This window comes from Candidatus Rubrimentiphilum sp., from assembly GCA_035710515.1.
In the GTDB taxonomy this organism is placed as follows: Bacteria; Vulcanimicrobiota; Vulcanimicrobiia; order Vulcanimicrobiales; family Vulcanimicrobiaceae; genus Rubrimentiphilum.
Window position 1 is genome coordinate 133,994 of record DASTDE010000003.1, and the last position, 24,788, is coordinate 158,781.

Below are 24,788 nucleotides of genomic sequence, written 5' to 3' on the forward strand. Positions count from 1 at the left end.
AAAGAAAGGGCCGCTGCGCTTCGGGTAGGCGCAGCGGCCTATCATTTGAAAGAAGAGCCAATGCTCATTCAACCTATCGTTGCGCTCGTATCGCCGGACGCTCTCAGCTTCCTTTTCGTTCTTTTTGCGATCGCATTTCTTGTGATGTTCGTTCCCTATTGGGTCATCGTCACAAAAGCGGGTTTTTCGGGGTGGTGGTGCCTCTTGCTGCTCGTCCCGATAGCAAACGTCGTTGCTCCTTGGATATTCGCGTTTTCGGAATGGCCGGCTCTCGAACGGCATGCTCCCATAAGACCCGAAATCTAGCGCGCGAAGCTATTTTCGCAACATCTTGAGCGCGTGATCCCAGGAGCCCGTGCGAATGCCGTAGTGCACCCATACGATGCACATCGGCTCAAGGTAGCGTGACTCCTCGATTCCACCGAGATCGGCAACGGCGCCCTGCCAGCCGAGCGGCTCAATCAGCTGCGTGACGGTCTTTTTTGCGTGGTCGTCGTTCCCGGCGATAAACATGGTCGGCGGCCCGCCCGGAAACTTCGGATCGACCATAAACTGATTTCCGATGATATTGAACGCCTTGACGACTTTCGCGTCCGGAAGCCAGCGCTGAACCTCTTCGCCTGCCGAATTGTCGAACCCAAGTGAGAGCTGCGGCGGTTTGCCTTCGGGAAAACTCAGGGGATTCGTGCAGTCTATCACAGTCTTGCCCGAAAGATTCGCCGGACCGGCCATGTCGAGCGCATGCTTCGTGCCGGAGAAAAGCGTGGCGATCACAACGACCTCGCCGAACTTTGCCGCGTCCTCAAACGAGCCGGCTCGCACGCGACCATTTTGCTCCGTGATGAATTCGTTGAGTTTTTCCGGTTCGCGCGAACTGATCATTACCTCGTGCCCGCGCGATGCGAAGCCTCGTGCCAGCGCTTTTCCGACGTCGCCGCTACCTAGAATGCCGATCTTCATAATCAATCCCTTCGCTTCGCTCAGGACTCGATACCTCACGATGACGGGGGCTAGACCGCGACTTCGTAATCGCGAAGCGCCGACTCGAGCGACGTCTTACGATCGGTAGAATCGTTGCGTGTGCCGATAATGAGTGCGCACGGCGCCCCGAAAGTTCCGGCGGGAAAGTCCTTCGGAATCGAACCCGGAATAACAACCGCGCGTGAAGGCACGCGGCCCTTGATCGTAACGGATTGGCTGCCGCGCACATCGATAATCGGCGTGCTCGCCGTAATAACAACGCCGGCACCAAGCACAGCTTCGCGTTCGACGATAACGCTTTCCACCACGATGCAGCGCGATCCGATGAAGGCGCCGTCTTCGACGATTACCGGCTGAGCTTGCGGCGGCTCGAGCACGCCGCCGATACCAACGCCGCCGGAAAGATGAACGTTCTTACCGATCTGAGCGCACGAACCGACGGTCGCCCAGGTATCGACCATTGTCCCTTCGTCCACGTACGCCCCGATGTTGACGAAACTCGGCATCAGAATAACGTCGCGGCCCAGGAAGCTTCCGTAGCGCGCCACGGCCGGCGGCACACAGCGCACGCCGAGCTTCTTGTAGTTGGCCTTCGCGGGAATCTTATCGTAGAAACTCGGACCGAATCCGATCCACTCGGATTTCCGCCTACGAAAATACAACAGGATGGCCGTCTTTATCCAGGCGTGCGTTACCCATTCCCCGGCTGCCGGTTCACAGACACGCAGCTTGCCCTGATCGAGCGCCTTGATCACCGCGTCGATCGGCTTGCCCGGCCGCCCTTTGACGCGATCCGGTTCGGCGGCCAGCGCTTCGATTTCGCCCTGGAGTTCGGCTGCATCCATCGCGCCTCGCTTACGTCGCCCGCTCTGCCCGCTCCCGCGAAGGTGGGGGGCCGGAGGGGTACAAAGGGAGCGAAATGCCCAACTCACGCGAGGACGAGCAGCGTATTAACGCGATCCGTTTTCTGTCGGTGGACGCCGTTCAGAAAGCCAACTCCGGCCACCCCGGCATGCCGCTGGGCGCCGCTGCCACCGCCTATACGCTGTGGACCAAACACCTGCGGTTCAATCCCAAGGATCCGTCGTGGCTGAACCGCGACCGCTTCATCCTAAGTGCCGGGCACGGCTCGATGCTGCTGTACTCGTTGCTGTACCTCACCGGTTACGATCTCTCGTTGGATCAAATTAAGCGCTTCCGGCAGCTGGGCAGCAAGACGCCGGGCCATCCCGAGGCGCATCACGCTCCCGGCATCGAGGTAACGACCGGGCCGCTGGGCCAAGGTTTTGGGAACTCTGTTGGCTTTGCGATCGCCGAAGCGCACATGGGAGCCGTCTACAATCGCGACCAGCACATCATCGATCACTATACGTATGTGATGTGCAGCGACGGCGACATGATGGAAGGCGTCGCTTCGGAAGCCGCGTCGATGGGCGGGCATTTGCAGCTTGGAAAACTCATCGCGCTTTACGACGACAACAAAGTCTCGCTGGCCGCCGCGACGGATGTCTGTTTCACCGAAGACGTCGCCGCCCGCTTCGACGCCTACGGCTGGCATACGCAATACATCGATCTGGAATACGGAAACGACGTCGCAACCATCGATGAGGCAATCGCCAACGCAAAGAGCATTACGGACAAGCCTTCGATGATCGTCGTACGCACCCACATCGGTTATGGATCGCCCAAACAAGATTCGTTCAAATCACACGGCGAGCCGCTGGGCCCCGACGATGTCAAGCGCACGAAAGAAAACTTGGGCTGGCCGGTTGAGCCCGACTTTTACGTTCCCGACGACGTTCTGAAATTCTACCGCGATCTCGGCGCGCGCGGCGCCGACTTGCAAGCGCAATGGCAGCGCACCTTCGACGAGTGGAAATCGGACAATCCCGATCTGGCGGCGCAGCTCGGCCGCACGCTGCACAATCAGCCGCCGCAGCAGATTCCGTGGCCCACTATCGACAAACAAAACGGCGACAATGTCGCGACACGCGACACCGGCGGCCTGGTCATGAACGCCATCGCGCAGGCCGTGCCGGAGCTCGTGGGCGGCTCCGCGGATTTGGATCCGTCCACCAAGACGTACCTGAAAGACTGCGGCGATTTTCAACCCGACCAATACGCCGGGCGAAACATTCACTACGGCGTGCGCGAACACGCGATGGGCGCGATCAACAACGGAATCGCTCTGCATGGCGGGCTGCTGCCCTTCGGCGCCACTTTCTTGAACTTCTTGGATTATATGAAGGGCGCGGTCAGGCTTGCCGCGCTCAACTCGATTCGTTGTTACTACGTCTTCACGCACGACTCGGTGTTCTTGGGCGAGGATGGCCCGACGCACCAACCGATCGAGCATCTCGCGCATATGCGTGCCGTGCCGAATCTCAAGGTTATCCGCCCGGCCGACTCGCTCGAGACGCTGGCGGCATGGAAGGTAATGATCGCCGCCGGCGACGGACCGTGGGCCCTCATTCTGACCCGACAAAAACTTCCGTACTTAGGGGATCGCAATGCCGAGGTCGCGCGCGGCGCCTACATTCTTAGCGATACGGAAGCGACCCCGGATCTGATTTTGATCGCGACCGGCTCCGAGGTCTCACTGGCTGCGGCGGCTGCCAAGCTCCTGAACGATCGCGGAATGCGCACGCGGGTGGTCTCGATGCCCTGCTGGGAACTATTTGAAGCGCAGCCGCAGTCGTACCGGGATGAGATTCTTCCGCCGGATGTCGCGGCGCGCATGTCGATCGAGGCCGCCGCCACATTCGGCTGGGAGCGATGGACCGGTTCGCGCGGATTCACGTTTGGGATCGACCACTTCGGCACGTCCGCCCCGGCGGCCGACATCGCCAAGGAGTACGGATTTACCCCGGAACACATCGCAGACGTAGCGGCGCAACACTTTGCCACGGTACGAGGTTAGGAATTTCGATGAGCAACCAACTTGACCAATTGCTGGCGGCCGGACAAAGCGTCTGGCTCGACAACCTGCGCCGCGGCATGTTCGCCTCAGGCGAACTGCAAGGGCTGATCGACAAAGGCTTGCGCGGGATGACCTCCAACCCGACGATTTTTGAAAAAGCGATCGGCAGCGGCAACGATTACGACGAGCAGCTCCGTTCGCTCATCGGCAAGCAGCACGATGCCAGCGCGCTGTTTTGGGATCTGGCTGTCGCCGATATCTGCAGCGCCTGCGATCTCTTCCGCCCGGTGTACGACAGTTCAAATGGCGGCGACGGCTTCGTCAGTATTGAGGTCTCGCCCCTGATCGCCCACGACACCAAGGCCACCGTCGCGATGGCCAAGGACTTATGGAAGCGGATCGACCGGCCGAATCTGATGGTGAAAATTCCCGCTACGAACGAGGGCATTCCGGCGATCGAAGAGTGCGTGGCGGAAGGCATCAACATCAACGTCACGCTGGTCTTTGCAATCGAAATGTACGAAAAGGCCGCGCGCGCCTACGTGCGCGGACTACAGCGGCGCATCAAGAAAGGTCAGCCGATCGATCACCAAACGTCGGTGAACAGCGTCTTCGTCAGCCGCATCGACACGCTCATCGACAAGCTGTTACAAGCGCGCATCGATAAGGGCGAGACGCAGCTCGAGAGCCTCTTGGGCAAGAGCGGCGTCGCAAACCTCAAGCTCACCTATCAGAAGTATCTGGAGATCTTTCAATCCGAAGAGTGGGCGCCCATTAAAGCCAAGGGCGGATCGGAACAGCGGCCGTTGTGGGCGTCAACGTCAACCAAGAATCCGAAGTATCCGGATCTGATGTACGTCGAGCCGGTGGTCGCGCGCAACACGATCAACACCATGCCGCCGCAGACGCTCGATGCGCTGCTCGATCACGGCAAGGTTGTGCCGGACACGATCCTGCAAGACGTCGACAACGCGCGCGAGACGCTGAAGCGGCTGGCTGACAACGGCATCTCCCTCTTCGACGTCACCTATCAGCTGCAAGTCGAAGGCGTAAGCGCCTTCAGCGACTCGTTCGCCGCGCTGCTCGGAGCGATCGTCTATAAACAAAAACAGTTGAGTTCGGGCGCCGAACGCGTGGCCTTGTCGCTCGGCGGCGGCCAAGGCGCGTTCGACAGCGCGTTACAGACGCTCTCCGACCGCCATTTTCTGAAGAAACTCTGGGCTAAGGATCCGAGTCTGTGGTCGAACGATCCGGAGCACGCGGAGATCATCAAACACGCCTTGGGCTGGCTGGACGTCCCCGAACACATGATCGAAAGCGTCTCCAACCTTCAGAGTTTCGCTAAAGAGATTGCAGCCGAATTCACCGACGTCGTCGTGCTCGGCATGGGCGGCAGCTCGCTCGCGCCGGACATCATGCGCGAAACGTTCGGCAAGGTCGAAGGCTACCCGGCGCTGCACGTGCTCGACTCGACCGACCCGCAGCAGATCCGCGAGCTCGAGGCCGCGATCACGATCGATTCAACGCTCTTTATCGTCGCCAGCAAGAGCGGCACAACTACCGAACCCGACGCCTTCTACCGGTACTTCTGCGAGCGCGTGACCAAACACGTCGGTTCCGGGAAATGCGGGCGGCGTTTCGTCGCGATTACCGACGAAGGTACGCAACTGGAAGCCGAGGCGAAGGCTCAAGGCTTCCGCGCGTGTTTCCTCAACGATGCGAACATTGGCGGCCGGTATTCCGCGCTCTCCTTCTTCGGCATGCTTCCCGCCGCGCTCGCGGGATACGACATCAACATGCTGCTCGACCGCAGCCTGGGCGCCGTACACGCCAACGACAAATCAGTTGCCTCAAAGGACGCGCCGGGCGCGCGCTTCGGCGCCGCGATCGGGGGCTTAGCAACTGCGGGCCGCAATAAGCTCACCATCGTTGCGCATCCATCGGTGCGCGCATTCGGCGCGTGGGCCGAGCAACTTATCGCCGAATCAACCGGCAAGATGGGCAAAGGCATTCTGCCGGTTGAGGGAGAGCCGCTCGGATCGCCGCAGGATTACGGAAACGATCGCGTCTTCGTGTACGTCGGCGCGAGTTTGCCCGACCAGCCCGCCGAGATCGAAAACAAACTGCGGGCGCTAGAAAGCGCGGGTCATCCGGTTATCCGCCTTGCGATGAACGACACCTACGATGTCGGCGAACAGTTCTACTTGTGGGAGATTGCAACGGCGGCCGCCGGTTCGATACTGCAGATCGACGCGTTCGATCAGCCCAACGTGCAAGAGTCCAAAGATAACACCAAGGCGCTCCTCAAACAGTTTGCAGCTTCAGGCAAATTCGACGAGCCAACTCCGGCAGTTTCAACCGAAACGATGGATATCTCGTTCCTCTCCGGCAGCGAGAGTATTCACGCGCACGATCCCGCGGCTGCACTGGCGGGAGTCTTCGGCCAAGTCGGAGCCGGCGACTACGTCGCGTTCTGCGCTTATATCGCGCGCGATGCGAAACATGCGCAGCTGCTCGAAGAGATGCGTCTCAAAGTCCGCGACGCGCGCAAGTGCGCGACCACCGTCGGCTTTGGACCGCGCTTTCTCCATTCGACGGGCCAGGAGCACAAAGGCGGTCCGCCGACCGGCGTCTTCGTGCAGATTACCGCCGACTCGCCCGACGACATGCCGATTCCCGGCATGGGCGTGAGCTTCCGGACGCTTATCGCCGCGCAAGCACTCGGCGACCTGCAGTCGCTCGACAAACGTAACCGCCGAGGCGCTCGCATTCATCTAAAAGGCGACGTGGACAAAGGCCTCGAGACACTCAACGGCCTCATTGATGATGCACTGACGGCCAAGACTTGACGTCCTTCGACAGGTTCAGGATGACACACATATGCAGCTAGCGATGGTCGGGCTTGGGCGCATGGGCGCGAATATGACGACGCGCCTCATCGAGGGCGGGCATTCGGTTATCGCGTACGATCGCAGCCCGGATGCCGTCAAGCAAAGCGTAAGCGGCGGCGCGACCGGCGCGAGCTCGCTGGCAGACCTCGCTACGAAGTTTTCGCAAACGCCGCGAGTCGTGTGGCTCATGGTGCCGTCCGGAAAACCCACGGACGACACGATCGACGAGCTCTTGGGGCTGTTGACATCCGGCGACGTAATCATCGACGGCGGAAACACGAACTACAAAGATGGCTTGGACGCGTACGAACGCTGCAAGGCCAAAGGCATCTCGCTGGTCGACGCGGGAACGAGCGGCGGCGTCTGGGGATTGAAGGAAGGCTACTGCTTAATGGTCGGCGGCGATTCGGCCGCCGTCACGTACTGCAAGCCGATCTTTCTAACGCTTGCGCCGAAAGGCGGATATGCGCACGTCGGCCCTCCCGGCGCCGGACACTTTTCGAAGATGGTGCACAACGGCATCGAGTACGGCTTGCTGCAAGCGTACGGTGAAGGTTTTGAAATCCTCAAGAAATCGCAATTTCCGTTTGACTTGCTGCAGCTCGCCGAAATCTGGCGGTACGGCAGCGTGGTTCGCTCGTGGCTGCTTGACCTGGCCGTGCTTGCGTTCAAAGAGGACCCGGGGCTCGAAAAGATCCGCGGCTGGGTGGACGACACCGGCGAAGGACGCTGGACGGTGCAAGCCGCGCTCGACGAGAACGTTCCGGCGCCCGTTATCACGCTCTCACTGTTGGCGCGGTTTTATTCGCGCGAAGACGAGTCGTACAGCGCCAAAGTGATCGCCGCGTTACGCAACCAGTTCGGTGGTCACGCGGTCAAGTCCGAGAAACCCTGACGTGGTGAGCGCCATTTCGCCGCCTAAGACCGATGGCGCCGCTCATGTAGCGCTCAATCCGTTGCGCGAAGGTATCGAAAGCAATCGAATAGCCGACCCGTGTACGATCGTCTTCTTCGGCGCCAGCGGCGACTTGTTCAAGCGGATGCTGATGCCCGCCGTCTACAGCCTGAAGCTGAAGGACATCTTGCCCATGAACTTCGGTTTGATCGGCTTTGCGCGAACGCCGTACAAGGACGAACAATTTCGCGAGTACTGCAAGCAGGCCGTGGTGGATTCGCTACAGCCGGACGACGCGATCAAAGATTCGCTTTGGAACGACCTGGCGCAGCACATCGGCTACATCACGGCTGATTTCAATAATACGAAACACTTCACCGACCTCAAGAAGCGTTTGGGAAAGGAAGAAAAAGGGTTCGGAGCCAGCAACCGGCTTTTTTACCTTGCGACTCCGCCGTCCGTCTTTCCGAACATCATCGAGCAGCTGCAGCGAGCCGGTTTAGACCCCGCAAGCAATTCATCCGGTTGGACACGCATCATCGTCGAGAAACCGTTCGGCACGGACCTGGCCTCGGCGCGCGCCCTGCAAACCGAAGTCGAAAAAGTGTTCAACGAAAAACAGGTCTACCGGATCGACCACTATCTGGGCAAGGAAACCGTCCAGGATATTATGGCGCTGCGCTTCGCGAACACGATCTTCGAGCCGATTTGGAGCCGCAATTACGTGCAGTCGGTTCAAATAACCGCTGCCGAGACCCTCGGTGTGGAAAAACGGGGCGCGTATTACGACAATGCCGGCGCGCTGCGCGACATGATTCAGAATCACGTCCTCAACCTGCTGGCGCTCGTCGCGATGGAGCCGCCCGCCAGCTCGGATGCAGACGCCATCCGCAACGAAAAATACAAGGTCTTCTCCGCCATAGAACCGCCCGCGCCGGGTGACGTGGACGCGATGTCCGTGCGCGGGCAGTATGGAGCCGGAACGATCGCGGGCGAGCAAGTCGCGGCGTACCGCTCCGAGCCCGACGTCAGTCCGGATTCGAATACGGAGACGTACGCTGCGTTACGGCTGTACATCAACAGCTGGCGCTGGGCGGGCGTGCCGTTCTTCTTACGCAGCGGCAAGCGCCTCGCGCGCAAGGTCTCGGAGATTGCGATCATCTTCAACCCGATTCCGCACCGGCTGTTCGGCGAAAAGAGCGATACCATCGAGCAAAACGTGCTCGTGATCAAGATCCAACCCGACGAAGGCGTCTCGATCCGCTTCAACGCGAAGGTGCCCGGACAGAAAAATCACATCCGTAGCGTCACAATGGATTTCAACTATGGGACAGGTTTCGGCGTAAAATCGGCGCCCGCGTACGAGCGGCTGCTGGCCGACGCGATGCGCGGCGACGCAACGCTCTTCACGCGCTGGGACGCGGTCCAGCGCGCCTGGGAGATCGTCATGCCGATTCTGGACGATTGGCAGACGACTAAGGATTCCAATTTCCCGAACTATCCCGCCGGCAGCGACGGCCCCGACGCCGCGCGCACGCTTAACCCGGGATGGCGCACGCTGTGAGCGCCATAAATACGGCCGAACTGCTCGATTCGCTGACCGAACAGCGCCGCGATCGTCCAGGCGTTTCGACGACGACACTCAACCTGATTGCGTTCGTGGACGACGCTGCAGCGCCGGCGCGCCTGCTGGACCGGGTGCGCACGTTTGCGCACAAACATCCGTGCCGGGCGATCGTGCTGGACGGGACGCGGAGCGGCGAGCGCCGCGTCAACGCAACGAGCACCGAAGACGGCGATACCGTCATCACGCAGTCCGAGGAGATCATGCTCGGCGTCGCTGCGCTCGAAGCAGACGAACTGCACTCCATCGTACACGACTTGCTCATACCCGACGTGGAGTGCGCGCTCTTGTGGGCGGGGCGCAAGCTGCGTGATCCGCGCTTCGATGCTCTGGCATCGCTGGGACGCACGATCGTCGTTGACAGCTCGCGCACCACCGACGCGCGCGAAGCACTGCATGGCGTCGCGCAGCTCGGCGAGTCCACCGATCGGCGCTTTCGCGATCTCGCGTATCTGCGTCTGTTGCCCTGGCAAGACATGATTGCGCAATTCTTCGACGATGCGGACCTGGCGCAGGAGCTACCGGCAATTACGCGCGTCGAAATCGACAGCGGCTCGGAACCGGAGGCGTACTACTTCGCAGGCTGGCTCGCGAGCCGTCTTGGGTGGAAGCCGTGCGGGCGCAACGAGTTGTGCAATGCCGCAGGCGAAACGATTACGGTCGGCATCGAGAAACGCGGCGATCCGCGGCGCGTGCTGCGGGTTGCGCTAAGCAGTAAACACAGCGTCTTCTGCGCCGAACTCGATCCCGACGCGCCGGATTTAGTTTGCCTGACCGTGACCGGCAAGCCGGGGCGCGACCGGCGCTGCGCGCCGCTCCACGACGTCGATTCGGTTTCGCTGATGGAGCAGGCTGTACTCGTTCCGAGCGTCGATCCGGTTTTTGCCGAAGCGCTCGGCATGGCTCGCGCGATCCTCGACAGCGTGTGAGCGAGCGTAACTGCGGCGAGCTCCGCATTTACGAAACACCCGGCGACCTGGAAAAGGCGCTGGCCGATCTGGTTGTCACTGATGCGAAAGAGGCGATCCGCGAGCGCGGAGCGTTCTACGTTGCGCTTGCGGGCGGACGGACTCCGCAAGCCGCTTATGCGTTGTTGGCCGCAAACGGCCGCCGCGACGCGATCGACTGGCAACACGTCTTCATCTATTTCGGCGACGAGCGCTGCGTGCCGCCGGAGAGCGACGATTCCAATTACAAAATGGCATCCGACGCGTTGCTCTCAATGGTTCCGGTTCCACCGCAAAACGTCCACCGCATGCATGGCGAGGACGATCCTGCGCGCGCCGCGCGAGCGTACGCGCAGGCGCTCGTCGAGACGATGGGCGAATCGCCGCGGTTCGATCTCATACTCCTGGGCATGGGCGCGGACGGCCACACGGCTTCGCTTTTTCCGCAAGCCGATCCGGGCACCGATGACGACCAGCTCGTCCGAGCGGTGTACGTAGAAAAGCTTGGCGGCTACCGGCTGACGCTAACGCCGCGCGTCATCAATAACGCGCGTCACGTCGCGATCGCGTTGGTGGGTTCGGAGAAAGCGCCGATACTTCGCGTGGTGCGCGAGGGGCCATACGATCCGGTGAATTACCCGGTGCAGATCGTCTCGCCGGTCGACGGCACACTTACATGGCTGGTCGACAGATCCGCTGCCGCCCCTTTGACAGGTTCAGGGTGACGGCGGTCGGGCAGTACCTGACGTGAGTAGCGTTCCGGTGGCACGCTGAATTTCGACAACTGCTTTGTTTAAATCCGTTTGCGCTTGCAGCTCCAGGCCGCGGTCGTTGGCGACCTCGATCTCCCGCTGAAGCACTAGGAACGTGGTTGAAGCGCCGGCACGGAAGCGGCGCTGCTCGCTGGCGAGCACGGCTTCGGCCGCTTGACGCGCGGCGCTCGCCGCGCTGAGGCGCGCAAGTGCGCTTTGGTAGGCTTGCAAAGCATTCCGCACCTCAACCGTGATCTTTTGAATCGTGGAAGCCTCTTGGACTTGCGCGATGTTCTCTTGCTCTTGCGCGATCGCGAGATTCGCTTTGGCGGTGTGGTTGCCAACAGGGAACGAAACGAGTACTCCGGCGGAATAGACCGGAAACCGGTTGTTCAGAAGATTGCGAATGGATTGATTGAGCCCGCCGGACAGATAAGACGGAACCGGCGTATTGGAGCTCGGCAGCGGCTGAATCTGCTGCGACGGCGGCAGCGTCGGATTCACGGCTGCGATCAGGGCGTTGATCGCCAGCAGTTGCTGTGCGGAGCTCGCAAAGAACGGACTGCTCGCCGGATTGGTCGGCGTGCCGGCAAATCCGTTGCTCGTGTAGCCGAGCTGCAGATCGACCTGTGGCTTCGTCTGATTCTGAGCGTAGCGTAAATTGACGTCGGCGGCCGCGCGCTGTTCGCGGAACTCGCTAACTTCCGGCCGGTTGCGCAGTGCGGTCAGGACCAGGTCCGCCAGCGGCGGTTCTTGTGGCAGCTGAAGGACGGGCGCGGTCGGAACCAGATTCGCATTCCAAATCGGATCGTTCGGATTCGTGCTCAGAAGAGATTTGAGCTGATTCTGCAACGCTCCCACACGTTGGAGCGCAGAAAATACGTTCTCTTGAAAGACGGCTATCTGCGTGTTCGACTGAACGACGTCGATCGGCGCCGCAACGCCCTGGTTGGCGAGGCGAATATTGCTGTGCTGCTGCGTGATCGTACTACGCAGTGCATCTTCTTGAATCGCGGCGTTGCGCCAGGCCGCGACCAAGTCCCAGTAGACGTCCTCGACCTGCGCGATCGTATTCTCAGTGACGCCGAGCGCGTGTCCGGCCGCGGAACGGTCGTTGATCTGGGCCAGCAACAGATTGCGCGACGCATCGGTGATACCGCTATTCTTGCCGAGCGGCTGTGAAAAATTGACGGAAAAGACCGTGGGATACGTTGGGTTGAACGCGTTGATCGTGGTGTTGTCGTACGTTTGGCGGCCGGCGACGCTGACGCCGTACTGTTGTCCCGCAGGCGTTACGCCTTGCGCACCGGCCGTTACCGATGCGCTCCGTTGCACGATCGGACCGAAATTCGGTCCGGCAAAAAATGCGTTCTGCGGCGCTTCGGTTACGTACTGATACTGTGGCTGCACCGACAGACGAATATCGAACGCGCCTTGGGCGGCTTCGATCTGATAGTGCGCGATCCGCCGGTTGGCTTGCACGACGGCAAGGTCCGGATCGTTGGACAGCGCCATGCCGACCGCATTGTCGAGCGTAATACCGACGAACTCTTGCTGCGTAACGCCGATCACGTGAGGCGACGCCGCCGGAACGGCAGGCGCGGCGTAGCCCGGCGCGACCGCCGGTATCTTCGGCAGCACGGGCGCCGGAGCAGGCGTCGGTGCCGTAACGACTGCGAGAATGAGCGCTGCGAACACTACCGGACCAAAACTGAGGCTTCGACCGACATGCCAGGACGCATCGGGTATTTGTGCGTATCGGCGTCGTCGATTGAGATCCGCACCGGAATGCGCTGCGTCACTTTCACGAAGTTGCCCGTGGAGTTTTGCGTGGGAATCAGCGCATAGGTGTTCTGCGAGGCCGGGTTGATTGCGATGACGCGGCCGTGAAACGCCACGCCCTTATAGGCGTCGACGCTAATGTCGACCGGCTGCCCGGCGTGCATGCTGCCGACTTGCGTTTCCTTGAAGTTCGCCGTTATAAAGACTCGATTCGGAATCAGCGTCAACAGCGGCAGCCCGGCGCTTACCGTTTGTCCCACGTCAACTTGCTTTTCCCCGACGTAGCCCTCGATGGGCGAAACGATCCGGGTGTTCGCGAGATTCTGGCGCGCGAGTGCGACCGCGGCTTGCGCAACGGCGACTGTCGCCGGCCCTTGTGCCTGGCTGAGTTTACCCTGCGCGGATTGCACGCCGCCTTGCGCCGCGCTCACGCCCGCCTGAGCCGCGCCGATTCGTTGTTCGGCGGCATTGAGATTCGCAATCGCGACGTTCACATTGTCTTGCGCCGCACGGTATTGCGATTGCGCTAACGCATAAGCGGCGCGTATCGCGTCGAGTTGTTGCCGCGGCAAGTCCCCGCTCCGTACAAGCGACAGCGTACGTTCGTAATCGGCTCGCGCGCGCGTCAGCGCCTGCGCAGCGCCCGGCAAGGCGGCTTGCGCAGCTTGCACTTGCGCTTGCGCGGCCGATGCGCCGGCCTGCGCGACCGGAACCTGCGCGGCTGCTCCTTGAACCTCGCCCTGCGCCTGCGCAACAGCTCCCGAGCCCTGTTGGATCCCGGCTTGCTGATTTTGCATCGCGAGTTGCAAGTTTGCCTGGGCCTGGTCCAGCGCCGCACGCTCGGAAGCGTTGTCCAAGACGATCAGCACCTGGCCCTTGTGCACCGGTTTATCCGTATCGGTCAGAATCCGATCGACCCGCTCATTGATCTTGCTCGTTATCGCGACGGTGTTTGCATCGATGCGCGCGTCGTCGGTGGATTGATGGACGCGAGCGTACGCATACCAGCGAATCAGCCAAATCGAAAGGAGAATCGCAACGACGACGCCCGCTGCGATGAGGAGCGGGCGGAAGTTCCGGTTCGGCCCCGTTTCAACCACGCCGGCCGGGACGTCGCCGCGGGTCACGTTTGTCTGCTCGAGTGTGTCCACTATTGCTTCCTTGCCCCATTCAGAAACATTCCTACCTGAAATTCCGCAACGTGCTTTGGCTCGGCCGCGTACTCTTCGGGAAAGCGCTTGCGCCCCATCACGTACGAGAACACCATGCCCATGAAGAAACGCGCCAGGAACAACGGGTTGCCCGAGAGCTCCCCGTTTGCGACGCGCTTGCCCATATAGTCAGCGATGATCTTCTTGATGGCGGTCGGTGCCCGCCAGGCGGCATCACCTACCGAACCCTGGGCCTCTTCTTCGGCCAGCGACATGACGATCAGGTCCCGCACGCTCTCCATGCGCTGCATCAGGGCCATCGCGATGCGGCGCAGATCGAGTTCCAGGTCGCCGTCCAGGCTGGCCAGCAACTCTTGGAGTTCGACGGTGCTGCAATAATGTTCGACGCACGCCTCGATGAGCGCGTCCTTGTTGCCGAAATGCCGGAAGAGCGTCGCTTCGTTGACCGCGGCCAAATCGGCGATTTCGCGGGTCGTGGTTCCGCGCCGGCCCTTTTGCGCAAGCAACGTGCGCGTAGCCGTCAGAATTCGCAGGCGGGTCTCGCCGGGCGAACGGGTTGCGGTTTGAATCTGTTGCAGCGCCATCTAGTTCTTGTTCGTGAAGACTGAGTCCGCAACCGGGACGTTCGTCTTATACGGGTCGAACGACGAATCAGCGACGGCGCGCACGCGGTATTGAACGTCGACGTGCTGCGAGGCGATAAGGCTATATCCGCCTTCGCTCCGGTACGCTTGAGTCATCGTGATGGTGCCCTTGAAGTAATGCCATTCCATGCGCGCGATCGCGTATGTGTTCGGATCCACAAAGGCCACGGTTTCCTTGATTTGATCGCTGTAGATCTTCTTGGTCATGTTCAAAATCAAGTACTGCCGGCCGCCGACGGTGCGCATTCCGGTGTAAACGATCTTGGAGTCTTTCTCCCAGCCGAGCGGATCGTCGACATCCGCAAAGAGCTTGTCGAAGCCCTTCATATACGAAGGCGCGTGATCGAAGACGACTTCGTAGTTGGCGGGACGCTTGTAATACGCCGTGCCGTCCAGATGCGGCGAGAGCCACGGAAAGCTCAACATGCGAACTTGGACGTGCATGCGGGCCTGAAACGAATTCAGCGAAGCGTTGCGCGCTTTGATGCGCGCTATCACCTCGGCTGCATTGCGGGGCGCCGGATTCGACGTCGGAGCGGCCGCAAGTAAAACGGCTGCGAACGAAATAGCGGCTATGCGCTTGATTGTCTGGGCGGTCATCGATCTTTCCTAAGGATTTCAGTGCAAGTACTTACTTGCATAACGCATCCTAGCACCAGAGGGTTTCCAGGGCAAGCCCCTCGAGGAGTGCGGACCCAGCCGCGGCGTGAAAAGCGCCCTGATGCTCACCGAAGGCCTCTTGAAGCAGGCGGCAGCCAAGGCTGGACTGGCGCCGGCCTCGCTGGTCGTCACGCGCCTGGACCGGCCGGGACCCCGGCTGGCAATCGAGCCGGATCGCCCGTTCTATCCCGCGAGCATGATCAAAACACCGCTGGCCCTGGCTGCCTACGCCTTGGTCCAAAGCGGCGAGCTGAACCCGGATGAAAGCTACCAGGTGACGCAAGCCAACATGACGGCCAATGACAAAGAGTCGCCGCTTGTCCCCGGCTTTGCAGCACCTCTCCATCAGCTGATCGAGCTCATGCTGACGATCTCGGACAACGTGGCTACGAATATGCTCTTCGACGTAGTGGGACGTGAACGCGCGACGGAGACCGTCCAGAACCAATTCGGGCTTACAAAGACCGCGTTCTACCGGAAACTTTCAGGCAGCGAGCCGTTGATTGCCGATCCGGATTGGGACGGCGTCCATCGCAATTCGCATCCGGCGGGTGATGCGGCGCGGCTGTTCGAGATGATCGCGCGTGATGACGTGCCGTTCGCCGGCGAATTGCGAAGCATCCTAGGCCGCCAGCAATGGAACAATAAATTATCGGCCGGCCTCTCTCCCGGCGATCGTTTCGCGCATAAGACGGGCGACACCGACGAAGTGACGCACGATGGCGGCATCCTGCATACGGAGCAAAGCGCGTCTTACGCGATCGTCGTCTACACGGGTTTGGTTTCCAACGACGCCAACAACGCGAAGTTCGGCCCGTTCATGAGCGCGATTCGCGCCGAGTTGTAAGCCGCAGCTAAGGCCGAATCGGGGTGTGGAGCTTGTGGCGCTGCACAAACGCCTCGACCAACTTGCCCTTAGTGAAACGGTACGTCGTGACTATCCACGTGTCGCCCTGGCTGTGGACATCGGCAAATAAGAACGTCGGCGTAAAACGAACGTGAAACCAATTGATCGGATCCGGGCAGCCGTCGTAGAGCGACGCCAACTTTCCACCCAATTGCACAGCCTTTGAATCGTTGACGAGATACGCGCGCGCTTCATTGTAGCAGCCTTTTGGCGGGGCGCACTGAAAGACGACCACGGCCAACCTTGCGCCGCCGACTTGGCCCTGCGAGACTTGCTGAATGCTCGCGTCAATGTCCGTCCCCTCAGTCGCGACGAGCGCAGGATACGTGTACTTGCCGTCGCGCATTTTTGCCGGCGACTTCTCGCACGGCGTATTCGCATAGGTCATGTTTCCAAAGTCCACGCCCCACGCGACGTTTGCGGATGTTGCGGCCGTCGCCGCTGAACTCAGGTTTATGATGATGGCAGCTGCGAGTAAAGCAGCGTACGAAACCCTCCATCTCACGAGCATGTTTTTCTCCTAAATAACGCGCGCACCGCCGCGATACACCGCGGCCGCAAGATTGCCTCCAAATTGCCAGCCAAATTCTTCAGGCGCGCCGATCTGAAGTGCCACGAAATCGGCCGGATCGCCCGCGCGCAGGCGGCCGGCGGGTAAGCGCAAGGATTTCGCCGATGCAACCGTCACTCCATACAGCGCTTCTGCCGCGCTCAGCCCGTAGAGCCTGCGCGCATAGTTCGCAACAGTTTGGAGGTTGAAGCAAGGCGATGTTCCCGGGTTGTAATCGCTCGCGAGAGCAACGGTCCCGCCGCGTTCGAGGATCCGCCGGACCGGCGCTCGCTCGGGAAGATCGAGATATGCGGTAGTGGCGGGGCACGCAACCGTCACGATCTCACGCTCGACAATCGCGGCGACGTCCTCTTCACGGATGTAGTTGCAATGATCGACCGTATCCACGCCGGCCTGCGCAGCCGTCGCCACCGCCCCGCTGTACGACATCTCATCGCAATGCGCGCGCAGGCGCAGGCCTTGCGAACGCGACGCGTTCAAGTAGCGCAGCGTTTGCGCCGGCGAGAAAAACCCCGGTTCGCAAAATATATCCGCGTTTACAGCCCCATGCGCGCGGGCCTCGGGCAACACATCCGCGATCAGGTAATCCACATACGCGTCCGCATCATCAAATTCGCTCGGCACCGCATGCGCGCCCAGAAACGTCGCCACCAGCCGCGGCAGCCCAGGCTCATCGTTGTGTGCGTCGATCAGGTCGAGCATCGCCAACTCGCCGGCTTTCGTCAACGCGTAGCCGGTTTTTACTTCGGCTGTCGTCGTGCCGTGCGCCAGCATCAGCTTCAAGCGCGCTTCAACTGTCTGCCAAAATGCCTCCGGGTTTTTCAGCGCTTCCCGGGTCTTCTCTACGGTATCCAGCATCGTTTTGCCGGGTGCGCGCATGCCCGCAAAAAGCGGGTGCGTGTGCGCGTCGACAAAGCCGGGCACGATCACGCAGTCGCGCAGGTCGACGATTTCGATGTGCGTCCCTTCGACTTCGCTCAGGGGTGGTTCGACAGGCTCACCATGACACTGAGGCGCCCGCTCACCATGACACAGGGAAGCGTCGCCGCCCACGGCGCTAATAACGCCGTCGTCGATCAGAATCGCGCCGTCTTTGATCAGGCCGAGCTCTTCAAACGTGATGCCGTTCTGCGGAGCGTCGGTGTCGCAGGTGACGATCGCTCCGGCGCGGACGAGCGTGCTAGCCAACTACAAGCGCCAATCGATGCCTTTGGAGTCGGCCGTCTCGATCGCCGTTTCGTAGCCGGCGTCGGCGTGCCTCACCACGCCCAATCCGGGATCGGTTGTCAGCACGCACTCGAGCCGGTCGCGCGCGTCGTCCGTGCCGTCAGCCACAACCACCATACCCGCGTGCAAGCTGTACCCGATGCCGACGCCGCCGCCATGGTGGAACGATACCCAGTGTGCGCCCGCCGCGGTATTCAAAAGAGCGTTGAGAACCGGCCAATCCGCAATTGCGTCGCTGCCGTCGCGCATCGCTTCTGTTTCGCGATAGGGTGAGGCAACGCTGCCGGTGTCGAGGTGATCGCGGCCGATAACGATCGGCGCGCGCAGCTCGCCGGTGCGCACCAATTCGTTGAATCGCAAACCGGCCTTCGCTCGATCGCCGTATGCCAGCCAGCAGATCCGCGCCGGTAAACCTTGAAACGCAACTCGTTCGCGGGCCAGTGTGATCCAGCGGCGCAGCGACGCGTCATCGGGAAACAGGCGCAACAGTTCCTCATCGCAGCGCGCGATGTCGTCCGGCTCGCCCGAGAGCGCCGCAAAGCGAAACGGTCCACTGCCGCGACAGAACAGCGGCCGGATGAAGGCTGGAACGAAGCCCGGAAAATCGAACGCGCGCTCGACGCCTGCGCGCTGCGCCATCGCCCGAATGTTGTTTCCGTAATCGAAGACGACAGCGCCCGCTTGCTGAAACTGCAGCATCGCGCGCACATGCTCGGCGACGGTTGCAAATGCGCGCCGCTCGTATTCCTGCGGATCGCGCGAGCGCAACTCCGCGGCTTCCTCCACCGAAAGGCCGGCCGGAACATAAGCGCCGATCATATCGTGCGCCGGCGTCTGGTCGGTGACGACGTCGGGTCGTAATCCTTCAGCCACCAGCGCAGGGAACTCCGTGCCCGCGTTCCCCCGATAGCCAATCGAGATTGCATTCCCGGCCGCGCGCGCGGTTTCGACCTCGCGCAACGCTTCTTCACGCGAGGCAACAACGCGGTCCAAGTATTTCAGCTCGCGGCGGCGTTCGAGCCGCGAAGGATCGACGTCGACGATCAGCGCGATCCCTTCGTTCATCGTAATCGCCAACGGCTGCGCGCCGCCCATGCCGCCCGCGCCGGCCGTTAGCGTCACGCGCCCGCGCAGCGCGCCGCCGAAATGCTGGCGCGCGAGTTCCGCAAACGTCTCGTACGTGCCCTGAACGATGCCTTGCGATCCGATGTAAATCCACGAGCCCGCGGTCATCTGCCCGTACATCGTCAAACCTTGCGCTTCGAGTTCGCGGAAAGTCTTGAGATCGGCCCACTTGGGGACGACATTTGCGTTGGCGATCAGGACGCGCGGCGCGCGCGTGTGTGTTTTAAAGACCGCCACCGGCTTGCCGCTCTGCACCAGCAGCGTCTCGTCGCTTTTTAGGCGCTTAAGCGTGCGGACGATCGCCTCAAACGCCTGCCACGAACGCGCCGCGCGTCCGTTTCCGCCATAGACGATCAAATCGTCCGGGCGTTCGGCGACGTCGGGATCGAGATTGTTCATCAGCATGCGCAGCGCGGCTTCTTGCGGCCACGCTTGGCACGAGAGCTCCGTCCCGCGCGGCGCGCGCACGGTCCGAGCCGCCGGCGGCGCCTTCACAGCAGCGCCCTCCCGATAGCCTTCTCGGCCGCGGCGACCAGCTTTCCGCTTCGGATCAGCTCGCGCGCGGACTCGATGTCGGGCGCCGGCGCCCGATCGTCGCTCCAGGGTGCAATTCGCTCGCGCGCGGCTTCATGCGCCGCCTGCGTCCCGTCGCCGGAACGCAACGGCCGCCGAAAATCGGTTGCGCACATCGCGCCGAGCAGTTCGCAGGCCAGCGAACCTTCGACATTGTCCAAGACGCGATCCAGATTTAGCGCTGCCGTCATCCCCATGCTGACGTGATCTTCCTGACCGGCGGAGGTCGGAATGGAATCCACACTGTTCGGCCACGCCAAGCCTTTGTTCTCCGAAACGAGCGCGGCCGACGTGTACTGCACGATCATCAGTCCCGATTGCAAGCCCGAGCGTCCACTCAAGAATAGCGGCAGCCCGCGCTCCTCGCCATTCAACAAGAGGTACAAACGGCGCTCGCTGATGCCTGCCAACTCCGCCAGCGCGATCTTCAGCAGGTCGCTCGCCAGTGCGACGGGTTGTCCGTGGAAGTTGCCGCCGGTCAAGAATACGCCGTCGTCGGGGAAGACGAGCGGATTGTCCGTCACCGAAATCGCTTCGGTCTCGATCACGCGGCGCGCGTGGGCAGTGGCATCCCGCACCGTCCCATGAACGACGGGGATACACCGGTACGAATAGGGATCTTGCACGCGCCCGCACTCGCGGTGCGATTCGATAATCTGCGAACCGCGCAGCAGCGCGCGCAAGCCATCCGCCACGGCGGCTTGGCCCGGATGCGGACGCAAGGCGTTGATGCGGCGATCGAAGACCCGGTCCGTTCCCAGAAACGCCTCGAGCGACATCGCGCCAATCACATCGGCGGCTGCGATCAGCGATTCCGCGCGCAACAAGCACAGGGCGGCTATGCCGGTCATCACTTCCGTGCCGTTGACCAGCGAGAGCCCTTCTTTGGCGGCAAGCGTGATCGGCTTGAGGCCGGCGAGCTCCAGCGCTCGCGCGCTGCTCATGCGCTCGCCGCGAAAAAATGCCTCCCCCTCGCCGATGAGGGTCAGCGTCATGTGCGCCAGTGGCGCCAGATCGCCGCTCGCACCGACCGAACCTCGCGAAGGGACTAAGGGCGTCACGCCGCGATTCAGCAACGCCGCCAACAGATCGAGCGTCTCTTCGCGGATGCCTGAATGGCCGGCGGCCAGCGAGCTCACGCGCAAGACGCCTGCAGCGCGCACGAACGGTTCCGATAGCGGCTCGCCGGTGCCGGCGGCGTGACTGCGAACGAGATTCAATTGCAGTTGGTTGGCGTCCGCGGGCGCGATCGTCACGTTTGCCAGCCGCCCAAAGCCCGTCGTCACGCCGTAGATGGGTTCGCCCTGCGCGAATTTTTCTTCGACCAAACGTCTGGCGGCGGCTACGCGTTTGCGTGCGCCGCCCTCTATGCGAACCTCTGCGCCTTGTTCGGCGACGGCCCGAATCGCTTCGAGTGTCAGCCGCCTTCCGTCGATTTCAACGGCGGCGGCGCCGGTAGCTACAGAGACCCCCAATTCGGTTTAGACCCCGACGCAAACGGCGGTCCCGCCGAAATGACGACAGCTTCATGGTTGCGCAGCGGAATGAGCTTCGGATCGCGCGTCCATACATGACCGTTAACAGTGAAGCGCAGGGCGCCGCCGCGCGGCGCTCTTAATCTGCCGGCTTGGGTGCGGCTTAACGGCACCGCCCAAATATCGAAGAACTGTCCCAACGTGAAGAGTTGATTCACCGGAGATTCGATGTGGATCATCCCGTTGTTCGAATGCGTGTGCAGCCAGTACAGACAGCCGACGCCGAGCGGAATTCCGATGTTGCCGGGAACCGTTACCTGACGCCCGCGGTCGAACATTTGCAGATTCGCGTGAATGTGCAGGGCCGCGCCCTCGCCATAGTCACAGCGAATACCGTCAATCGGCAACCCGCCGAGCATGTTCTGCGCGCGCGCCGGTGTAGCCGGCAACGCGATGATTGCAGCCAGTGCGATGAAGACAAGAGTGGAACATCTGTGCATAACTAAAGTTTTTTGTGGAAACGTTGTGAGTATGCCAACCGCCCCCTTGCATACGACTTTTAAGCCGTGATACCATCCATTCACTTCGATAAAACGAAGGGCGATGAACGTATCGGTCGCGACTGGAACATGTTGACGAAGGCCGGGATGACCGGCAATCTGAGTGAGTCAGTCAAACCGCCGGGTACGGCGTCAGTGGGGCTCCTTCACGGGAGTCAAACAGGCGAAGACCGGTGAGTGAATACGTCGGGGCCCCGGAGAAATCTGGGGCTTCGTCATTTCTCCCGGTAGTTCGATGCAATCTCCGCCAGCAGGCTCCGGAGCCGTTCCCGCGCTTGCGGCGGCGCTAAGATTTCGGCTTGCGCTCCCCAGCCTAGAATCCAGCGGACCAATTCGTCCACGTCGGCGACACGGTAGGTGATCTCGACGGAGCCGTCCTCGCCCCGGTCGACCGACCTGTCGGCCACAACGCGCGCCGCGGTCGCGGCCTTGGCTACGCGCTGAGCGAAACGCACGCGAACCTCCGTCGTCTCGCCGCCGTGCAAAACGCCGCTGATCGAGCCCGCGGCAAAATCCTCGACGTTAAAAGCGGCCGGCTTAACAAAGGTTTGCGTCGTGACCGTCAGCTTGGAAATGCTGTCCACCGCGAAGACGCGCATGTCGCGGCGGCCGTGATCGTAGGCCACGCAGTAGACGCGTCCCGAGTTCACAACGAAGCCGTACGGGTCGGCGCGCCGCTTGGACTTGACGCCCTCCTTGTCTTCATAGGTGAAGGTCACGCTGCGCGAACTCCGTTCGGCCGAGCTGAGGAGGCCGAAAGCCTTTTCGCCTTCTTTGTCCAGGCGGATCTCGCTGAGCCGGAACGCGACCGAGGACGGAGTCTGCAGGCGCTCTTTCACGCCGCTGCCTGTCGAGCCGACGACCTTGGCGGTAACCTCGTCCACATAAGCCCCGATGGTGCCACCCAGCGTCGCGCCGATGGAGCGCAAGGCGACGAGTCCAAAGAGCTCGCTGCTGCTTAGCTCAAGCCGTTTTAGGCTATAGCCGTCTGCAAAACGATAGAGGTTGGCCGAGCGGTCGAAATACCACGGGAAGCCCGCGTCGGCCAGCACGGCCAGGTAGCGCCGCAAACTGCGCGTGCTGGGACGGCGATCGCCCTCGGCGATGCGATCCTTTAGGTCCTCGAAAGAAAACCGGCCCTCGTCGATAGCGTTGAGCAACCGGACGAGCAGAACGATCTTCGGCTCACTCGGCCGCTCCACGGATTCATTGTGCCATTTAATTGGCGCAATGTCAGCGGCCGGTTGGTTCAGGCGCCGGTGTCGGACTGGCGGGCGACGGCGAGGACTGCGTCTTTGGGAAGCACCCGTCGGGCGCCGTGATCGGAGGCGCTGACGGAATGGGCGGCGTTACGGTCAGCCCGACCTCGAGCGGATAGTTGGAGCCGCCGTCGGTCATCGTCTGGAGCTGAATGTTCGATTGGCCCGGCTGCACGGTCAGCGGTTGGCCGATCTGGTAGCGCTGCGAAAGCCGGACACAGCCGACGTCGATCGGCGGCAGCGCGCCGTTGATGACGAAGCTGCTGCGGAGCGGCCCACCCATGGGCGATTCATACAGATAGATCGTGGCCGGTTGTCCTGTGGCATTGTTCACGGTGAAATCGATGGTGCGCCAGACGCCGTACTCGCCGAAGTCGCGCCCTTCGGGCGGCTCGACCACCGGCGGACTCTGCAGGCCGTAGTTCAGCGACGCGTCTTCACCACCGACGGTGTACGATAGCGCTTCATGTGCGTAACCGGCAACGTTGAAGACGCCGGTGCGATGGTGTCCGTCGCCTGGAAGTTTGGCTTGGGCCAGCAGCGAGGGAATGGACGCGTCAGGCGTTTCCGGCGCGACCGAAAGCACTGTGACGTCAACCGGGCCGCCGGAAACAACGCGAACGTCGACAGTACCGGCCGCGCCTGCCAGGCTCGTCAGCGGGAATCGCTCGGCAACATAGGGTGATTGAGGGTCAACCGTTACGATGATGCCTTGATTCGCGGGTTTTTGAACCAGGAAGTCGCGCGTAACGAAGTGACCCACCGTCATGACGTCGATATTGGGACCGCGGGAGACGTCGATGAGCTGAACCGTCGCGGAACCGGCGGGCGCCGAAAAGGCGACGACGAGATCGTGCGGCTGATTGTTGTTATCGTGATAGTAGTAGAGGCGGGCCGGCTGACCCGGTGAGACGCGGCCGCGATAGAGCACGCCTTCGGTGGTGATATGTTCGGGATCGTCGTCGTACAGCAGCAGCGACGGCGCGAACGACTCGGTTGGAACGTTCTGAAGGTTGACGTTGACAACGCTGTTCACCGGATAGTATTGATCGCCGCCGGTAATCTGAACTTGCGCATCGAACGCGCCAATGCTTCCGGGCGCCAGGGCGGACGGTAAAGCAAAACTCGTTTGCGGGTTTGCTCCCGGCGCAGACTGCACGTTTTGAAGAAGCGCTTTTTGGACCGTCTTCTGAAGCCACGCTTGGTCGACGGGATTGCCGGTATATCGCAAGCTTAACGATTGCGCGGCGATCGTGCCCGCATCCAAACCGACGCGCACCGGCACCGTTATGCTTTGATTGGTCGCGTCCGTTACTGTCAGCGTTGCGCGCCCGAGGGTTTGGCCGGCCGTTAACGTCAGGACGTGCGCCGCTTGATCGACAGACCATGTTGCAATCGGGTTGTCGATCGCTGCGGTTACTGCTCCGTTTGCGCCGGCGATTGTGATGCGCAGGACGTTCCCGGGATAAAGATGATCTGCCGCGGCCGGCTGCGCGCTAAGCGCCGGCGCGACAGTCGGCGACGCGATGGGTGACGGGGAAGGCGCGGGAGACGCGCCGGACGGCGCCGGCGGCGTTCCTTGCAAGAGTGCCGCCAACAGAGCGGCCGCTAACTGCATGTATCCCATGACGTACTAACGTCACGGCCGTTCTTCACGATAGCACGTGGTCCCGCGTGCTTGCTTTAGCAGCAACCCATTCCGGCAAGTATCAGCGTGAACAGAGATACCAACCCTATTACACCTGCGCCAACATAGATCGCAACGTGGAGAGTCAGATTCTTCTTTTCGCTTGAAGCCCTGCGAAATATGACTAGGTTGGCGA

At 61.5% G+C, this 24,788-nt stretch carries 20 protein-coding genes; 7 read left to right on the forward strand and 13 right to left on the reverse strand.

The genetic code is table 11. The features are described 5' to 3' along the window. Nucleotides 1-315: 315 nt before the first annotated feature. Nucleotides 316-960, reverse strand: a complete 645-nt coding sequence (locus VFO29_08005; GenBank protein HET9393439.1) for an NADPH-dependent F420 reductase — start codon at nt 958-960, stop codon at nt 316-318. 50 nt (nt 961-1,010) lie between these two features. Continuing rightward, entirely contained in the window at nt 1,011-1,826 is an 816-nt protein-coding gene (locus VFO29_08010; protein HET9393440.1) for a 2,3,4,5-tetrahydropyridine-2,6-dicarboxylate N-succinyltransferase, read from the reverse strand. Between the two features lie 74 nt (nt 1,827-1,900). Between VFO29_08010 and tkt the strand changes: the two genes are divergently transcribed. Genes tkt through pgl form a run of 6 tightly spaced genes read left to right on the forward strand, consistent with a single transcriptional unit; the run spans nt 1,901 to nt 10,983 of the window. Beyond that, nucleotides 1,901-3,901: a transketolase gene (gene tkt, locus VFO29_08015; protein ID HET9393441.1), complete on the forward strand. Its 2,001-nt coding sequence runs from the start codon at nt 1,901-1,903 to the stop codon at nt 3,899-3,901. 8 nt (nt 3,902-3,909) lie between these two features. Next, a complete protein-coding gene (locus tag VFO29_08020) occupies nt 3,910-6,750 on the forward strand; it encodes a bifunctional transaldolase/phosoglucose isomerase (protein HET9393442.1) in 2,841 nt (946 codons plus the stop codon). Between the two features lie 31 nt (nt 6,751-6,781). Further along, nucleotides 6,782-7,687 (forward strand): decarboxylating 6-phosphogluconate dehydrogenase, encoded by a 906-nt coding sequence (gnd, locus tag VFO29_08025; GenBank protein ID HET9393443.1) that lies wholly within the window; start codon nt 6,782-6,784, stop codon nt 7,685-7,687. Nucleotide 7,688: 1 nt separating this feature from the next. Further along, nucleotides 7,689-9,251 carry a glucose-6-phosphate dehydrogenase gene (gene zwf / locus VFO29_08030; protein HET9393444.1) on the forward strand — a complete coding sequence of 521 codons (1,563 nt, stop codon included), beginning with the start codon at nt 7,689-7,691 and terminating at the stop codon, nt 9,249-9,251. Continuing rightward, nucleotides 9,248-10,240 (forward strand): glucose-6-phosphate dehydrogenase assembly protein OpcA, encoded by a 993-nt coding sequence (locus VFO29_08035; GenBank protein HET9393445.1) that lies wholly within the window; start codon nt 9,248-9,250, stop codon nt 10,238-10,240. The genes zwf and VFO29_08035 overlap by 4 nt, the downstream gene beginning before the upstream one ends. Beyond that, nucleotides 10,237-10,983: a 6-phosphogluconolactonase gene (gene pgl, locus VFO29_08040; GenBank protein ID HET9393446.1), complete on the forward strand. Its 747-nt coding sequence runs from the start codon at nt 10,237-10,239 to the stop codon at nt 10,981-10,983. Before VFO29_08035 ends, pgl begins: the two co-directional genes overlap by 4 nt. On the opposite strand, the gene VFO29_08045 is transcribed toward pgl, so the two are convergent. Genes VFO29_08045 through VFO29_08060 form a run of 4 tightly spaced genes read right to left on the reverse strand, consistent with a single transcriptional unit; the run spans nt 10,975 to nt 15,208 of the window. Continuing rightward, nucleotides 10,975-12,708, reverse strand: coding sequence for a TolC family protein (locus tag VFO29_08045; GenBank protein HET9393447.1), 1,734 nt, complete (start codon nt 12,706-12,708; stop codon nt 10,975-10,977). The genes pgl and VFO29_08045 overlap by 9 nt on opposite strands. Next, nucleotides 12,708-13,943 carry an HlyD family secretion protein gene (locus VFO29_08050; protein HET9393448.1) on the reverse strand — a complete coding sequence of 412 codons (1,236 nt, stop codon included), beginning with the start codon at nt 13,941-13,943 and terminating at the stop codon, nt 12,708-12,710. Before VFO29_08050 ends, VFO29_08045 begins: the two co-directional genes overlap by 1 nt. Then, nucleotides 13,943-14,548: a TetR/AcrR family transcriptional regulator gene (locus VFO29_08055; GenBank protein HET9393449.1), complete on the reverse strand. Its 606-nt coding sequence runs from the start codon at nt 14,546-14,548 to the stop codon at nt 13,943-13,945. The genes VFO29_08050 and VFO29_08055 overlap by 1 nt, the downstream gene beginning before the upstream one ends. After that, entirely contained in the window at nt 14,549-15,208 is a 660-nt protein-coding gene (locus VFO29_08060) for a hypothetical protein (protein ID HET9393450.1), read from the reverse strand. Between the two features lie 106 nt (nt 15,209-15,314). Here VFO29_08060 and VFO29_08065 point away from each other — a divergent pair, with 106 nt between their 5' ends. Next, the gene (locus VFO29_08065) at nt 15,315-16,115 is read left to right on the forward strand and encodes a serine hydrolase (protein HET9393451.1); all 801 of its coding nucleotides are present in this window, start codon (nt 15,315-15,317) and stop codon (nt 16,113-16,115) included. Nucleotides 16,116-16,122: 7 nt separating this feature from the next. On the opposite strand, the gene VFO29_08070 is transcribed toward VFO29_08065, so the two are convergent. The 7 genes from VFO29_08070 to VFO29_08100 all read right to left on the reverse strand — a co-directional run bounded on the left by VFO29_08070 (nt 16,123) and on the right by VFO29_08100 (nt 24,583). Beyond that, a complete protein-coding gene (locus VFO29_08070) occupies nt 16,123-16,680 on the reverse strand; it encodes a hypothetical protein (protein HET9393452.1) in 558 nt (185 codons plus the stop codon). Between the two features lie 15 nt (nt 16,681-16,695). Beyond that, nucleotides 16,696-17,934: an amidohydrolase family protein gene (locus VFO29_08075; protein HET9393453.1), complete on the reverse strand. Its 1,239-nt coding sequence runs from the start codon at nt 17,932-17,934 to the stop codon at nt 16,696-16,698. Beyond that, complete coding sequence (gene hutU / locus VFO29_08080; GenBank protein ID HET9393454.1) at nt 17,935-19,593, reverse strand: urocanate hydratase; 1,659 nt, start codon at nt 19,591-19,593, stop codon at nt 17,935-17,937. Beyond that, nucleotides 19,590-21,146, reverse strand: a complete 1,557-nt coding sequence (gene hutH / locus VFO29_08085) for a histidine ammonia-lyase (GenBank protein HET9393455.1) — start codon at nt 21,144-21,146, stop codon at nt 19,590-19,592. The genes hutU and hutH overlap by 4 nt, the downstream gene beginning before the upstream one ends. After that, nucleotides 21,131-21,646, reverse strand: coding sequence for a hypothetical protein (locus VFO29_08090; protein ID HET9393456.1), 516 nt, complete (start codon nt 21,644-21,646; stop codon nt 21,131-21,133). The genes hutH and VFO29_08090 overlap by 16 nt, the downstream gene beginning before the upstream one ends. A 275-nt stretch (nt 21,647-21,921) precedes the next feature. Then, nucleotides 21,922-22,908, reverse strand: a complete 987-nt coding sequence (locus tag VFO29_08095) for a WYL domain-containing protein (protein HET9393457.1) — start codon at nt 22,906-22,908, stop codon at nt 21,922-21,924. Nucleotides 22,909-22,939: 31 nt separating this feature from the next. Further along, nucleotides 22,940-24,583 (reverse strand): hypothetical protein, encoded by a 1,644-nt coding sequence (locus tag VFO29_08100; GenBank protein HET9393458.1) that lies wholly within the window; start codon nt 24,581-24,583, stop codon nt 22,940-22,942. Nucleotides 24,584-24,788 lie beyond the last annotated feature (205 nt).